Origin of the sequence: Algihabitans albus (genome assembly GCF_003572205.1) — a bacterium.
Classification (GTDB): domain Bacteria; phylum Pseudomonadota; class Alphaproteobacteria; order Kiloniellales; family DSM-21159; genus Algihabitans; species Algihabitans albus.
On the sequence record NZ_QXNY01000004.1, the window covers coordinates 460,477 to 472,800 of the forward strand.

Sequence of the window (12,324 nt, forward strand, 5' to 3'; positions counted from 1 at the left end):
CTCTAAGATGAAATTTAGGAGGTAGAAGGAAAAGAGTTTTGCGATCTTGTCGCAATCGCATCTAGACGCGATGAAGATCAGCTCTCGCGCACTCGGATAATCACGTCGACGCGTCTGATCGCGGCACCCTCCGGAGCGTCCGGAAGCTCGGCAAGGCGCACATGATCGCCCGGAATGTCCTGCAGGCGGCCATCGTCTTCGAAATAGAAGTGGTGATGGTCGTCGACGTTGGTATCGAAATAGGACCGTCCCGATTCGACCACGACTTCGCGTAGCAAGCCGGCGTCGGTGAACTGGTGCAATGTGTTGTAGACCGTGGCCAACGAGACCCTCACCTCAGCCTCCATCGCCTCGCCATGCAGCTGCTCGGCTGTGACATGGCGATTCGGCAATTCTTTGGCGGCGTCGAACAACAGCTTGGCCAAGGCCAGGCGCTGACGGGTCGGCCGGAGGCCTGCCAACTTCAGGCGCTCGATCAGAGCGGTATAGGGGCGTACGTCGGTCATAATCGGCAATATAAGCGTCATCTGAGCAAATTGAAGGGGCAAACCGCACCTTAGCTCATTTTTTAGAATTGATCGAATTTGCAGCCGGGCGGTCGCGCGAGCGGCGAACCCGCCTGTTCGCCAATTTATCGGGCTTCCAGCAAGCCTTTGAAACGTTTGATCGCTTTGTGCGGCTTTTCAACGGCCATGCTGTTGCGTATCGTGAGCGCCACCAGCACCGCGTCGCCGGGATGGGCGCGCGGAGGCCGGGAGTCATCATTCCATGCCGGGGCATACGCGTGACCGCGAAGAAGACCGCTTACGACTACGACGACCTGATTGCCTGCGCCAATGGCAAGCTGTTCGGGCCGGGGAACGCACAGTTGCCCTTGCCGCCCATGTTGATGTTCGACCGCATCACGCGCATCAGCGACGAAGGCGGCGACCACGGTAAGGGCGAGATCGTCGCCGAGTTGGACGTTCGCCCCGACCTCTGGTTCTTCGATTGTCACTTCAAGGGCGACCCCGTCATGCCGGGGTGCCTCGGCTTGGATGCGCTCTGGCAGCTTGTCGGTTTCTTTCTCGGCCGCACCGGCGCGTCGGGCCGGGGCCGTGCGCTGGGTGTCGGCGAAGTCCGATTTACCGGACAGGTCTTGCCGACCGTCAAGAAGGTGACCTATCACCTTAATCTCAAGCGCGTGATCATGCGCCGGTTGGTTCTTGGCATCGCCGATGGGGTGTTGAAGGCCGACGGAGAAACCATCTACGAAGTGAAGGACCTGAGGGTAGGTTTGTTCCAGGCCGAGGACGCGGCGGCAGCCGAGCCGGCCTGATCCAGGTAATTGCCGTTTCGCGGCAAGCGGCTGGGCAAGGGGTGCGGTGGCGCAACCTCCGAGCGTTCGGGGTTTTGCCGGCGAGCCGCCATCACAGAAGGACAAGCGGGACGATATGCGACGCGTGGTCGTCACCGGACTGGGCATCGTTTCCAGTATCGGCAACAACAAGCAGGAAGTGGTCGAGTCGCTGCGCTCGGGTCGGCCCGGCATCGTCTTTGCCGAAGATCAGGCGGAGCACGGCTTTCGCAGCCAGGTCAAAGGCGAGATCGTCATCGACCTGGAGGCTCACATCGACCGGCGGCTGCGGCGCTTCATGGGGGACGGTGCGGCCTACAACTACGTCGCCATGGTCGAGGCGATTGCAGACGCCGGCCTGACGCCGTCGGAGATCTCCAACGAACGCACCGGTCTGGTCATGGGCTCGGGCGGCCCTTCCACCTCGAATCAGGTTCAGGCCGCCGATATCGCACGAGCGAAGGGCGTCAAGCGGATCGGCCCCTACATGGTCCCGCGCTGCATGTCCTCGACCAACTCGGCAAACCTTTCGACGGCCTTTAAGATCAAGGGGTTGAGCTACTCGATTTCTTCGGCTTGCTCGACCTCCGCGCACTGTATCGGCAACGCCGCCGAAACCATCCAATACGGCAAGCAGGACATCATGTTCGCTGGTGGTGGCGAGGAGCTGCACTGGACGCTTTCGATGCTGTTCGACGCCATGGGCGCGCTGTCCAGCGGTTACAACGACCGGCCCGCTGAAGCCTCACGCGCCTTCGATCAGGGGCGCGACGGCTTTGTCATCACCGGCGGCGGCGGCGTGGTGGTGCTCGAGGAGTACGAGCGCGCCAAGGCTCGCGGCGCGAAGATCTACGGCGAGTTGGTCGGCTACGGCGCGACCTCCGACGGCGCGGACATGGTCGCCCCCAGCGGTGAGGGCGGGGTGCGCTGCATGCGCCAGGCGCTGGCGACCATGGGCAACACACGGGTCGGCTACATCAATACCCATGGGACCTCCACACCGATCGGCGATGCCTCGGAACTGCGAGCGATCAAGGAAGTCTTCGGGAGCGATCTACCGAAGATCAACTCGACCAAGTCGATGACCGGCCATGCCCAGGGCGCGGCCGGCGTGACCGAGGCGATCTACGCTTTGTTGATGATGGACCGGGGTTTCGTCGCCCCGTCGATCAATATCGAGACCCCCGATCCGGAAGCCGCCGGTGTGCCGATCGTGACCGGCGCCGCGGAGGACGTGCAGTTGGACTGCGTGATGTCCAACTCTTTCGGATTCGGAGGCACCAACGCTACCCTGGCTTTCCGCCGTCTCGAGAGTTAGGCGGTGCCGATCTATCCTGGGCTGCGGACTCTCCGACGGCCGGCTTGCAACTTTTGCGAGGAGAAGACTCCCCGATGGGCTTGATGAGTGGCAAGCGCGGCTTGATCATGGGCGTTGCCAACGACCATTCGATCGCTTGGGGCATTGCGAAGGCGGTTCACGCCCAAGGTGCGGAGTTGGCGCTTACCTATCAGGGTGAGCCTTTTCTCAAGCGCATCACGCCGTTGGCGGAGCAGCTGGGCGTCACCGAGCTGATGCAGTGCGACGTGGGAACCGAGGGGTCGCTGGAGGCGGTGTTCGAACGGCTGGACAAGACCTGGGGCAAGCTCGATTTCGTGGTCCATGCCGTGGCCTACTCCGACAAGGAGGAACTGAAGGGCCGCTATCTGGACACCAGCCGCGCCAATTTCGCGCAGACGATGGAAATCTCCTGCTACTCCTTCACGGCCGTCGCGCGGCTGGCCCAACCGCTGATGTCGGATGGCGGCTCCCTAATCACGCTGACCTATCTCGGCGCCGAGCGGGTGACGCCGAACTACAACGTCATGGGGGTTGCCAAGGCCGCACTGGAGGCTTCGGTCCGCTATCTGGCGGTCGATCTCGGCGAGCAGGGAGTGCGCGTCAACGCCATCTCGGCGGGCCCAATGCGTACCTTGGCGGGTTCCGCGATCGCCGATGCACGCTTCGTCTACGGCTGGAGCCGGGATCATGCGCCCTTGAAGCGTCCGGTGACCCTCGAGGAAGTGGGGCAAACGGGATTCTATCTGCTGTCGGACCTCTCGGCCGGAGTGACCGGCGAAGTGCTGCATGTGGACAGCGGCTACAACGTCGTGGGCATCCCTCATCCCGGCAGCATGACCTCCGGCGAAATCAAGAAGGCCAAAACTTAGGTGCTAGACCAGATAGTGATCAGCCGGACCCACGTATTGGGTCCGGCGATTACGTTAGATCCAGTCTAGATTCAAAGCGGTAGAGTCTGTTTCTTGAGATCGGCGGAACCGCGAAGCGAGTCCATACGATTACAATATGCTCTAGACGGCCGGTTGGGCTGGCAGTCCTCTAGGACGGGGACCGGCGTAGCAGCAGTAAGCCACCGGAGATAATCACGCCGGCGCCGATCCAGACCAGCAGATCGGGCAGTTCGTCGAAGACGAAGAAGCCAATGGCCGAGGTGGCGACCAGCTCCAGATAGACCAGCGGCGCCAGGGTCGAGGCATCGGCGTAGCGGAAGGCCGTAATCGAGAGGATGTGGCTGGCCGCCGACAGCAGGCCCATGATCAGGAAAAGCAGCAGTTCGTTCGTGGTCGGCTGCGACCAGGTCCAGATGGCCTGCGGTGTCAGGAGTGCCGCGCCGACCAGGCATTGGAACGCCAGAGTCTGAATCGGGTCGCTGCTCTGCGAGGCTAAGCGCGTTGCGATCATGTAGAACGCGAAACAGGCACCGCTCCCCATGGCGAGCAGCACTCCGGGCTCCAGCTCGGCGTCCGGCCGCAGGATCAGAAGTGCGCCGCCGAAACCGAGCAGCAGTGCAGACACCTTGCGGCCCGTTAGCCGCTCGCCAAGCAAGACGATGGCCAGCAGGGTGGCGATGATGGGGCCGACGAAGTAGGCGCTGATCGCCGTCGCCAGGGGAATCTCCGCGATCGCCAGGAAGTAGAGCGTCATCGCGGCCATCAGGAAGACGGTCCGCAGGAAATGCGGGCCAAGTCCCTTACGCGGCAGGGCGTGCCGTCCATGAGTCGCCAGCGCCAGCGGCAAGACGATCAAGCAGGCCGCGGCATAGCGCGCCCAGGCGATGAAGAGTGGCGACTGGCTGCTGCTGAGATACTTCGCAAGGCCGTCGACGACGGGAATCGTCAACATGGCCAGGGTCATGAGAGCGATCCCGAGCAACATCGCCGAACCGGCGGTCATGCGCAGCTCGAGTCTGCGGGGTATCACGATGCGGCTCGGTCCGGACTCTGGTTGCAGGGATGCGAAAAGACGGGTGCAGCAGGTTCCCGCGCGCACCGGTCTGACGGTATCCTAGATCGCAGCCGGTTCGAAGGCACGCAGCGCTTGTGGAGGTCAGCTCTGCACGAGGAGCCGCCGGTGGTAACGAGAACGGCGGCAAAAAAACAGCAGCGGCGGCTCCGTTCCGGAACCGCCGCCGCGAAAAGGTCTACCTCCGGATCACAGGCAAGCCAGCGTTCGTGCCGCCTACCGTCTCCCGGCGATGGCCATCTGCTTTAGGAGGCGGCCTGCTCGGCCTCCAGGTCCTCGCCGGTCTCCTGGTTGACGACCTTCATCGACAGCTTGACCTTGCCGCGATCGTCCAGGCCGAGAACCTTCACCTTCACTTCGTCGCCCTCCTTGACGACTTCGGTCACCGTCTGCACCCGCTGCGGCGCGAGTTGCGAGATGTGCACCAAGCCGTCGCGGGGACCGAGGAAATTCACGAAGGCGCCGAAGTCCATGATCTTGACCACCTTGCCCGTGTAGACCTTGCCGACCTCGGGCTCGGCGACGATCGACTCGATCCAGTCGAGGGCTTGCTGCATGGCGCTCTCCTCGACCGCCGCCACCTTGATGGTGCCGTCGTCTTCGATATCGATCTTGGCGCCGGTGGTCTCGCAGATCTCGCGGATGACCTTACCGCCGGTCCCGATCACTTCGCGGATCTTATCGCGGGGAATGCTGATCGTGGTGATGCGCGGCGCGTGGGCGGAGACCCCGTCGCGGGCGGAGCTGATCGCCTTGTCCATCTCGCCCAGAATATGGAGGCGGCCGTCCTTGGCCTGAGCCAAGGCGATCTCCATGATCTCCTGGGTGATCGAGGTGATCTTGATGTCCATCTGCAGCGAGGTGATCCCGGTTTCCGTGCCGGCCACCTTGAAGTCCATATCGCCGAGATGATCCTCGTCGCCGAGGATGTCGGAGAGCACGGCGAAGCGCTCGCCTTCCTTGATCAGGCCCATGGCGATGCCGGCCACGGGGCGCGGAAGCGGCACGCCGGCGTCCATCATGGCGAGGCTGGTGCCGCAGACGGTCGCCATGGAGGAGGAACCGTTGGACTCGGTGATCTCGGAGATCACGCGCAGGGTATAGGGGAAGTCCTCGCGGCTCGGCAGAACCGGGCGGATGGCCCGCCAGGCCAGCTTGCCGTGACCGACCTCGCGGCGACCCGGCGACCCGATGCGGCCGGCCTCGCCAACCGAATAGGGCGGGAAGTTGTAGTGCAGCAGGAAGGCCTCGCGGTACTCGCCGTCAAGCGCGTCGATGATTTGTTCGTCGCTGCCGGTGCCCAGCGTGGTCGTGACCAGCGCCTGGGTTTCTCCGCGCGTGAAGAGCGCGGAACCGTGGGTGCGGGTCAGCACGCCCACCTGGCAGTCGATCTGACGCACCGTCCGGGTATCGCGGCCGTCGATCCGGCTGCCGGTATCCAGAATGGTGCCGCGCACCACATCGCTCTCCAAGGCCTTGAAGACGTCGCCGAAGACGGCCAGCTCCGCCTCGTTGTCGCCGAGGGAGGCTTTCGCCTCGTCCTTGACGGAGTCGACGGCGCTGCGCCGTTCCGCTTTGTCGGCGATCCCGTAAGCCTCGGCCAGCTTGCTGCCGAAAGCTTCCTTGAGACGGGCCGCCAGCGGCGCCTTCGCCTCCGGCTCCGGCGTCAGGGTCCAGGGCTCCTTGGCGGCCTGCTCGGCCAGGTCGATGATCGCCTGAACGACAGGCTGCATCTGCTCATGCCCGAAGGTGACGGCGCCCAGCATGACCTCCTCGGTCAGCTCCTGCGCTTCCGACTCGACCATCAGTACGCCGTCCTGGGTTCCGGCGACGACCAGGTCGAGGTCTGAGGTCGGCATCTCGTCGCGCAACGGGTTGAGCACGTACTTGCCGTCGATATAGCCGACGCGCGCACCGCCGATCGGGCCCAGGAACGGCAGGCCGGAAATGGTTAGGGCTGCCGAGGTGCCGACCAGGGCGACGATGTCCGGATCGTTCTCCAAATCGTGGCTCAACACCGTGCAGATCACCTGGGTCTCGTTCCGGAAACCCTTGACGAAGAGCGGGCGAATGGGGCGGTCGATCAGGCGGGAGGTCAGCACCTCCTTCTCGGTCGGCCGGCCTTCGCGCTTGAAGAAGCCGCCGGGAATCTTGCCGGTGGCGGAGGTCTTCTCCTGGTAGTGAACGCTCAAGGGGAAGAAGTCGACGTCCCGCCCGGAGGTGGTGCCGACCACGGTGCAGAGCACCTGGGTTTCGCCGTAGGTCGCCAGAACGGCGCCACTGGCTTGGCGGGCGATGCGCCCGGTTTCCAGGGTCAGCTTGCGGCCACCCCAGTCGAGTTCTTTCTTGTGGATCGTAAACATGGAGTCCTCTTCGGTCCGACCGGCCTTCATGCAGGCACCGGACCCGCGTAAATCGCGTTGCCGCCCCGGTTGAGCGGGGTCAGGCAACGCAGCTTACGTCGGCCCGGCGTTTCGGGATTCCCGCTGGCCGGCCGGCTGCGGAGATCCCTGGGTGTCGTGTCAATGCAAAGACCCGCCCGTTCCTTAGCCGGTCCAGGCATCGCGGCGCGCTGTGGCGCTGGAGGCTGAGATCGGCGGGGAATGGGCGGGTCACGTCGCGGATCGACTTGTCGTTAGCGGCGCAAGCCGAGGCTTTGGATCACGGAGGCGTAGCGCCCGTGACTCTTTTTCTTGAGGTAATCCAACAAGCGACGACGCTGTCCCACCATGACCAGCAGGCCGCGGCGGGAGTGGAAGTCATGTTTGTGGGTCTTCATGTGCTCCGTGAGGTTGTTGATGCGTTCCGTGAGGATCGCGACCTGCACCTCTGGAGAGCCGGTATCGCCTTCGCCGCGGGCGTATTCTTGAATCAGCGCGGTCTTGCGCTCAGCAGTGATCGACATGTCTCTCTTCACTTCTCGACATCACAGGTTCAGAACCCGGATTGGCTTGACGTCTCCGGCCTCGAAACGGGCGATTGCCACAAGCCTATCGCCAGCCATGGCACAAAGGATCTCACCGTTTTCGAGGTCACGGATCCGGTCCAGGTTGGAGCGGGCGAGCATTGAAACCGCCTGCCCCTGCCTCAACCGGGTCGCCTCCTGGTCCGTCAAGGCCAGTGCCGGGATGTCGTCCAGCGCGGTCTTGACCGGGAGCAGAAGCTCCGCAGCGGTCGCAATCTGGGTCTTTTGCTCCAGCAAGTCCAGTGGAATCGCGTCGGCAATCGCAAAGGGCCCGACCGCCAGGCGGCGGAGCTTGGAGATGTGACCATGGCAGCCGAGAAGCGTGCCGAGGTCGCGCGCGAGGGAGCGCATGTAGGCACCCTTGCCGCAGTCACAATCGAAGGTCGCGTGGTCGACGTCGTCTTGTGCGACCAATTCCAGCCGGTCGATCCGCACAGGCCTGGCGCGCAGTTTCACCTCCTCGCCGTCGCGTGCCAAGTCGTAGGCCCGTTGGCCTTCGACCTTGATCGCCGAATAGGCCGGCGGCACCTGCGCAATCTCTCCGACAAGCTTGGCGGCTGCAGCTTCGATCGCGTCGCGTTCGGGCCGTTCGCTGCTCTCCGCCACCACGGCGCCCTCGGCATCGTCGGTCTCGGTCGCCTGGCCCCAGCGCACGGTGAAGCGGTAGGTCTTGGCGCCTTCCATCGCCCAGGCGACGGTCTTGGTGGCTTCGCCGAATGCGAGCGGCAGGACGCCGGTTGCGAGAGGGTCCAGAGTGCCGCCATGCCCGGCCTTACGCGCGTCAAGCAGACGGCGTGCCCTGTTGAGCACATCGGTCGAAGTCATGTCGGAGGGTTTATCGAGGATCAGCCAACCGTGCAGATCCTGGCCCTTACGACGCCGCGCCATTGTCGTCCTCTTCCGGCTCTTCGGGAGCCGCCGTATCGCGCCGAACCCGGTCGCTGCGCAGCAAGGTGTCGATTTTCGCAGCCTCGTCGAACGACCGGTCGGCCTGAAAGGTCAACCGGGGCGTGAAGCGCAGGTTCAACTCGCGCGCCAGTTCATGGCGCAACGCCGGTGCCGCGGTCCGCAGATCGGCCAAGGTGCCGGGGACGTCGCGACCGCCGAGCGGCGTGACGAACGCCGTCGCGACCTTCAGGTCGGGACTGACGCGAACCTCGGTAACTGTGACGTCGCGCTGGGCCAGCACCTCGATGTGGGTGCGTCCCTCCTGCAACAGGCGCGCCAGAACGTGGCGAATCTGCTCGCCCACGCGCAACTGGCGCTGACTCGGCGCTTTGGCCGCTCCGCGGCTCATGACTGCGAAATCCTCACTCCCGCATCGCGTCGTCGGACGATGGCACGCCGGCTAAAGCGTGCGCGCCACCTCGACGATCTCGTAACACTCGATGCGATCGCCCTTCTGAATGTCCTGATAGTTCTCGAAGGCCATGCCGCACTCGTAGCCCTGCTGAACCTCGCGGACCTCGTCCTTGAAGCGGCGCAGGGTCTTCAGCACGCCGTCGTGGATGACCACGTCGTCACGGAGCAAGCGCACGCGTGCACCGCGCTTGACCTGCCCTTCCGTGATCATACAGCCCGCGACCTTGCCGGACTTCGAGACGCTGAAGACCTCCCGGATCTCCGCGTAGCCCAGGAACCGCTCGTTCTGTTCGGGCGCCAACATGCCGGACAGAGCCTGCTTCATGTCGTCGATCAGCTCGTAGATGATCGAGTAGTAGCGGATATCGACGCCGTCGCGTCGCGCCAGCTCCCGCGCCTGGGCATTGGCGCGAACGTTGAAGGCGAGGATGATCGCCTCGGACGCCCTGGAGAGCGTGATGTCCGACTCGTTGATACCGCCGACGCCCGAGTGCAGAACCTGCACGCGCACTTCGTCGGTCCCCAGGCGGTTCAGCGCTCCCAGGATGGCCTCGAGCGAGCCATGCACGTCGGTCTTGATGACCACTGGCAGGCTTTGGGCCTCGCCCTCCTTGATCTTGGAGAGCATCTGGTCGAGCGTTCCGCGTCCCTGGGATGCGAGCTCCGTTTGGCGGCGCTTTTCGTGGCGGAAGGCGGCAACCTCACGGGCGCGCGCGTCGTCTTCCACCACGATCAACTCGTCGCCGGCCTCCGGGGTGCCCGAGAGGCCGAGAACCTCGACCGGCTCCGAGGGGCCGGCGGACTTCACCTGCTCGCCGCGGTCGTTGATCAGGGCGCGGACGCGCCCGGACTCGGATCCGGCGACGAAGATGTCGCCGACCTTGAGCGACCCGCGCCGCACCAGCACGGTAGCAACGGACCCTCGGCCCTGCTCCAGTTTGGCTTCGACGACCACGCCCTCGGCCCGCCGGTCGGCATTGGCCGTCAGCTCCATGAGTTCGGCCTGCAGGACGATCGACTCTTCCAGATCGTCCAGTCCCAGACCGGTGGTCGCCGAGACCGGTACGCAGATGATGTCGCCGCCCATGTCTTCGGGCACCAACTCGTGCTGCAGCAGCTCGTTCTTGACCCGGTCCGGGTTGGCGTCCGGCTTGTCCATCTTGTTGATCGCCACGATGATCGGCTTCTCTGCCGCCTTCGCGTGGCTGATGGCCTCGACGGTCTGCGCCATGATGCCGTCGTCGGCGGCGACCACCAGAATCACGATGTCGGTCACGTCGGCTCCGCGCGCTCGCATCTCCGTGAAGGCGGCGTGGCCAGGGGTGTCCAGGAAGGTCAGCTTGTTGCCGGCCGGCGTGACGATCTGGTAGGCGCCAATGTGCTGGGTGATGCCGCCGGCCTCGTGCGACGCCACGTCGGTCTTACGCAGGGCGTCCAGCAAGCTGGTCTTGCCGTGGTCGACGTGGCCCATGATCGTAATGACCGGGGGGCGCCCCGACACGGCCCCACCTTCATCGCCGTCGGGTGCCCGCAGACCGATCTCGATATCGTCGGCGGACACACGTTTGGCCTTGTGGCCAAACTCCTCCACCACAAGCTCGGCGGTATCGGCGTCGATCGTCTGCGTGATGGTCGCCATGACGCCCATCTTGAACAAGGCCTTGACCACCTCGCCGCCACGTTCCGCCATGCGGTTGGCCAGCTCCTGCACCGTGATGGCCTCGGGCACGGTCACTTCGCGCAAAACCTTTGCGCCCTTCTGAAGCGCTTCGCGCGACTTCTGTTTCTCGCGCTCGCGCTGGCGCTTCAGCGCAGCTAGAGAGCGCACCCGCTCCTCGCTGTCGTCCTCCAGCGCCTGGCTGATGGTGAGCTTTCCCTGGCGCCGCCGAGGTTCGCCTTTCTTGGCGGTGGGCGCCGGAACCGGCTTGGCTTTGCTGCGCTTCTTGTTTTCCGCGCTTTCGGCTTCCTCGGCCGGCTTGCGCTTCGGTGCGGCTGCGCCTTCCTTCGGAGCCTGGGCCTGTTTGGCGGCAATCTCCTCGGGTGTCGGTACGGCCTGTTCCGGTGCGCTCTCCGCGGCCGGCGCCGCGGCTGTGGGGCTCGCGGCGGCGCGCGTGGCTTCTTCCTCGGCGGTCCGCTTCGCCTCTTCCGCCTCGAGGGCCTGACGTTCGGCTTCCTCGCGGGCGCGGCGCTCCGCCTCGACGGCTTCGCGCTGCTTGCGCTCCTCTTCCTCCTGGGCGCGGCGCTCGCGATCGACATGCGCCTGCTCGATGGCGCGTTGCCGCGCTTCCCGTTCCGCCGGTGTCAGGTTCGAGAGGTCTTCGAGCGGCGGCGGCGGAACTGCGACCGGTGCCGGGCTACTCGCACCGCCACTTGCAAAGGTGGTTTCGGCCTCTGCTTCGGCTTCGGAACCGCCAGGGCGAACCTCCGCCATCTTTCCGCCTTCGCCGGCGCGATAGGTGCGCTTGCGCTTGACCTCGACCTGCACCGTTTTGGTGCGGCCGTGGCTGAAGGACTGGCGGACCTGACCCGTCTCGACCGTCTTCTTCAGTTCGAGTTTTTTCGACCGCCCAAGCGTGAGCGGCTTCTTTTCCCCGGACGTCTTCTCTTCTTTGGTCGTTGTCATGGTCTCTCTAGTCTAACGCGTCTTGCGTTCACTGGCCGCCGCCTTTTGCGCGGCTGCAGCCGTTTCATAACTCAAGATCTGTTCCGTCGTCGAAGTTAATTGCTTGGCCAGTCCGCCGGGTGCGATCGCCACATGCACCGCGGTCGTCCGGCCGAAAGCTGCCCCAAGCTCCGCCTGACCGAACATTTCCACCAGTTTCGGGTGATGGCCGGCCGACTCCGGCAGGGTCTCACCGACCGCCGCGGCGATCCCTGCCAGCCGCTGCCGGCTGCCTTCCGAGCCGTCGGCAGCCTGTACGACAAGCGCCGCACGACCCTGTTCGATCCAGCTTTTCACCCGGTCGAACCCCGCGACCGCTTGGCCCGCGCGCTTGGCGAAGCCGATTAGATCCAAGGCGCGTCGCCGCAGCAGTTCATCGACTCGTGCCGGCAGATCCTCAGGTACTTCGACCGTCTGCCGTGCCGCCTTGGCGAAGAGCTTCTTGGCGATCGCGGTCTCCAGAAGCGCCCGATCCGGTGTGACATAAAGCCCCCGGCCAGGCAGCTTTTCACTCAGATCCGGCACCAGCATGCCTTCGGGTGAGACGACAAACCGCAGCAAACCGCCCTTTAGACGGCTGGCGCGGGTGACCAGACAGCGCCGCTGGGGCCCAGCCGTCTTCCGGCCAGGCGCGCCGTCGCCGCGTCGGATCTCCGAACGCTCGTCCTGCTGCGGGGGAGTCGTTACCTGCATGCGGT

General features: G+C 64.6%; 11 protein-coding genes. 3 read left to right on the forward strand and 8 right to left on the reverse strand.

The features are described from left to right. Positions 1–77: 77 nt before the first annotated feature. A complete protein-coding gene (gene irrA, locus DBZ32_RS12270; RefSeq protein ID WP_119167429.1) occupies positions 78–506 on the reverse strand; it encodes an iron response transcriptional regulator IrrA in 429 nt (142 codons plus the stop codon). A gap of 68 nt (positions 507–574) precedes the next feature. Between irrA and fabA the strand changes: the two genes are divergently transcribed. The 3 genes from fabA to DBZ32_RS12285 all read left to right on the forward strand — a co-directional run bounded on the left by fabA (position 575) and on the right by DBZ32_RS12285 (position 3,544). Continuing rightward, positions 575–1,318: a 3-hydroxyacyl-[acyl-carrier-protein] dehydratase FabA gene (fabA, locus tag DBZ32_RS12275; protein ID WP_235830170.1), complete on the forward strand. Its 744-nt coding sequence runs from the start codon at positions 575–577 to the stop codon at positions 1,316–1,318. 115 nt (positions 1,319–1,433) lie between these two features. After that, positions 1,434–2,654 (forward strand): beta-ketoacyl-ACP synthase I, encoded by a 1,221-nt coding sequence (gene fabB, locus DBZ32_RS12280; protein ID WP_119167430.1) that lies wholly within the window; start codon positions 1,434–1,436, stop codon positions 2,652–2,654. 83 nt (positions 2,655–2,737) lie between these two features. After that, positions 2,738–3,544 carry an enoyl-ACP reductase FabI gene (locus DBZ32_RS12285; protein WP_328587491.1) on the forward strand — a complete coding sequence of 269 codons (807 nt, stop codon included), beginning with the start codon at positions 2,738–2,740 and terminating at the stop codon, positions 3,542–3,544. Between the two features lie 169 nt (positions 3,545–3,713). Here DBZ32_RS12285 and DBZ32_RS12290 read toward each other — a convergent pair whose 3' ends face one another. The 7 genes from DBZ32_RS12290 to DBZ32_RS12320 form a co-directional block, all read right to left on the reverse strand. Beyond that, complete coding sequence (locus DBZ32_RS12290) at positions 3,714–4,568, reverse strand: DMT family transporter (RefSeq protein WP_119167432.1); 855 nt, start codon at positions 4,566–4,568, stop codon at positions 3,714–3,716. Between the two features lie 314 nt (positions 4,569–4,882). Continuing rightward, a complete protein-coding gene (pnp, locus tag DBZ32_RS12295; RefSeq protein ID WP_235830171.1) occupies positions 4,883–7,030 on the reverse strand; it encodes a polyribonucleotide nucleotidyltransferase in 2,148 nt (715 codons plus the stop codon). A gap of 242 nt (positions 7,031–7,272) precedes the next feature. Then, positions 7,273–7,542, reverse strand: coding sequence for a 30S ribosomal protein S15 (gene rpsO, locus DBZ32_RS12300; protein WP_119167433.1), 270 nt, complete (start codon positions 7,540–7,542; stop codon positions 7,273–7,275). Positions 7,543–7,563: 21 nt separating this feature from the next. Further along, on the reverse strand, positions 7,564–8,490 hold the full coding sequence (gene truB, locus DBZ32_RS12305) for a tRNA pseudouridine(55) synthase TruB (RefSeq protein WP_119167434.1): 927 nt from the start codon (positions 8,488–8,490) through the stop codon (positions 7,564–7,566). Beyond that, positions 8,474–8,899: a 30S ribosome-binding factor RbfA gene (gene rbfA, locus DBZ32_RS12310; protein WP_119167435.1), complete on the reverse strand. Its 426-nt coding sequence runs from the start codon at positions 8,897–8,899 to the stop codon at positions 8,474–8,476. Before rbfA ends, truB begins: the two co-directional genes overlap by 17 nt. Before the next feature lie 51 nt (positions 8,900–8,950). Continuing rightward, on the reverse strand, positions 8,951–11,587 hold the full coding sequence (infB, locus tag DBZ32_RS12315) for a translation initiation factor IF-2 (RefSeq protein ID WP_119167436.1): 2,637 nt from the start codon (positions 11,585–11,587) through the stop codon (positions 8,951–8,953). Positions 11,588–11,599: 12 nt separating this feature from the next. Beyond that, positions 11,600–12,319 carry an RNA-binding protein gene (locus DBZ32_RS12320; protein WP_119167437.1) on the reverse strand — a complete coding sequence of 240 codons (720 nt, stop codon included), beginning with the start codon at positions 12,317–12,319 and terminating at the stop codon, positions 11,600–11,602. Positions 12,320–12,324: the final 5 nt, after the last annotated feature.

Coding starts and splice junctions, on each gene's coding strand:
- DBZ32_RS12285 (WP_328587491.1), top strand. CDS start 2,738: ATGAGTGGCAAGCGCGGCTTGATCATGGGCGTTGCCAACGACCATTCG.
- fabB (WP_119167430.1), top strand. CDS start 1,434: ATGCGACGCGTGGTCGTCACCGGACTGGGCATCGTTTCCAGTATCGGC.
- truB (WP_119167434.1), bottom strand. CDS start 8,490: ATGGCGCGGCGTCGTAAGGGCCAGGATCTGCACGGTTGGCTGATCCTC.
- rpsO (WP_119167433.1), bottom strand. CDS start 7,542: ATGTCGATCACTGCTGAGCGCAAGACCGCGCTGATTCAAGAATACGCC.
- rbfA (WP_119167435.1), bottom strand. CDS start 8,899: ATGAGCCGCGGAGCGGCCAAAGCGCCGAGTCAGCGCCAGTTGCGCGTG.
- pnp (WP_235830171.1), bottom strand. CDS start 7,030: ATGAAGGCCGGTCGGACCGAAGAGGACTCCATGTTTACGATCCACAAG.
- DBZ32_RS12320 (WP_119167437.1), bottom strand. CDS start 12,319: ATGCAGGTAACGACTCCCCCGCAGCAGGACGAGCGTTCGGAGATCCGA.
- DBZ32_RS12290 (WP_119167432.1), bottom strand. CDS start 4,568: ATGACCGCCGGTTCGGCGATGTTGCTCGGGATCGCTCTCATGACCCTG.
- irrA (WP_119167429.1), bottom strand. CDS start 506: ATGACCGACGTACGCCCCTATACCGCTCTGATCGAGCGCCTGAAGTTG.
- infB (WP_119167436.1), bottom strand. CDS start 11,587: ATGACAACGACCAAAGAAGAGAAGACGTCCGGGGAAAAGAAGCCGCTC.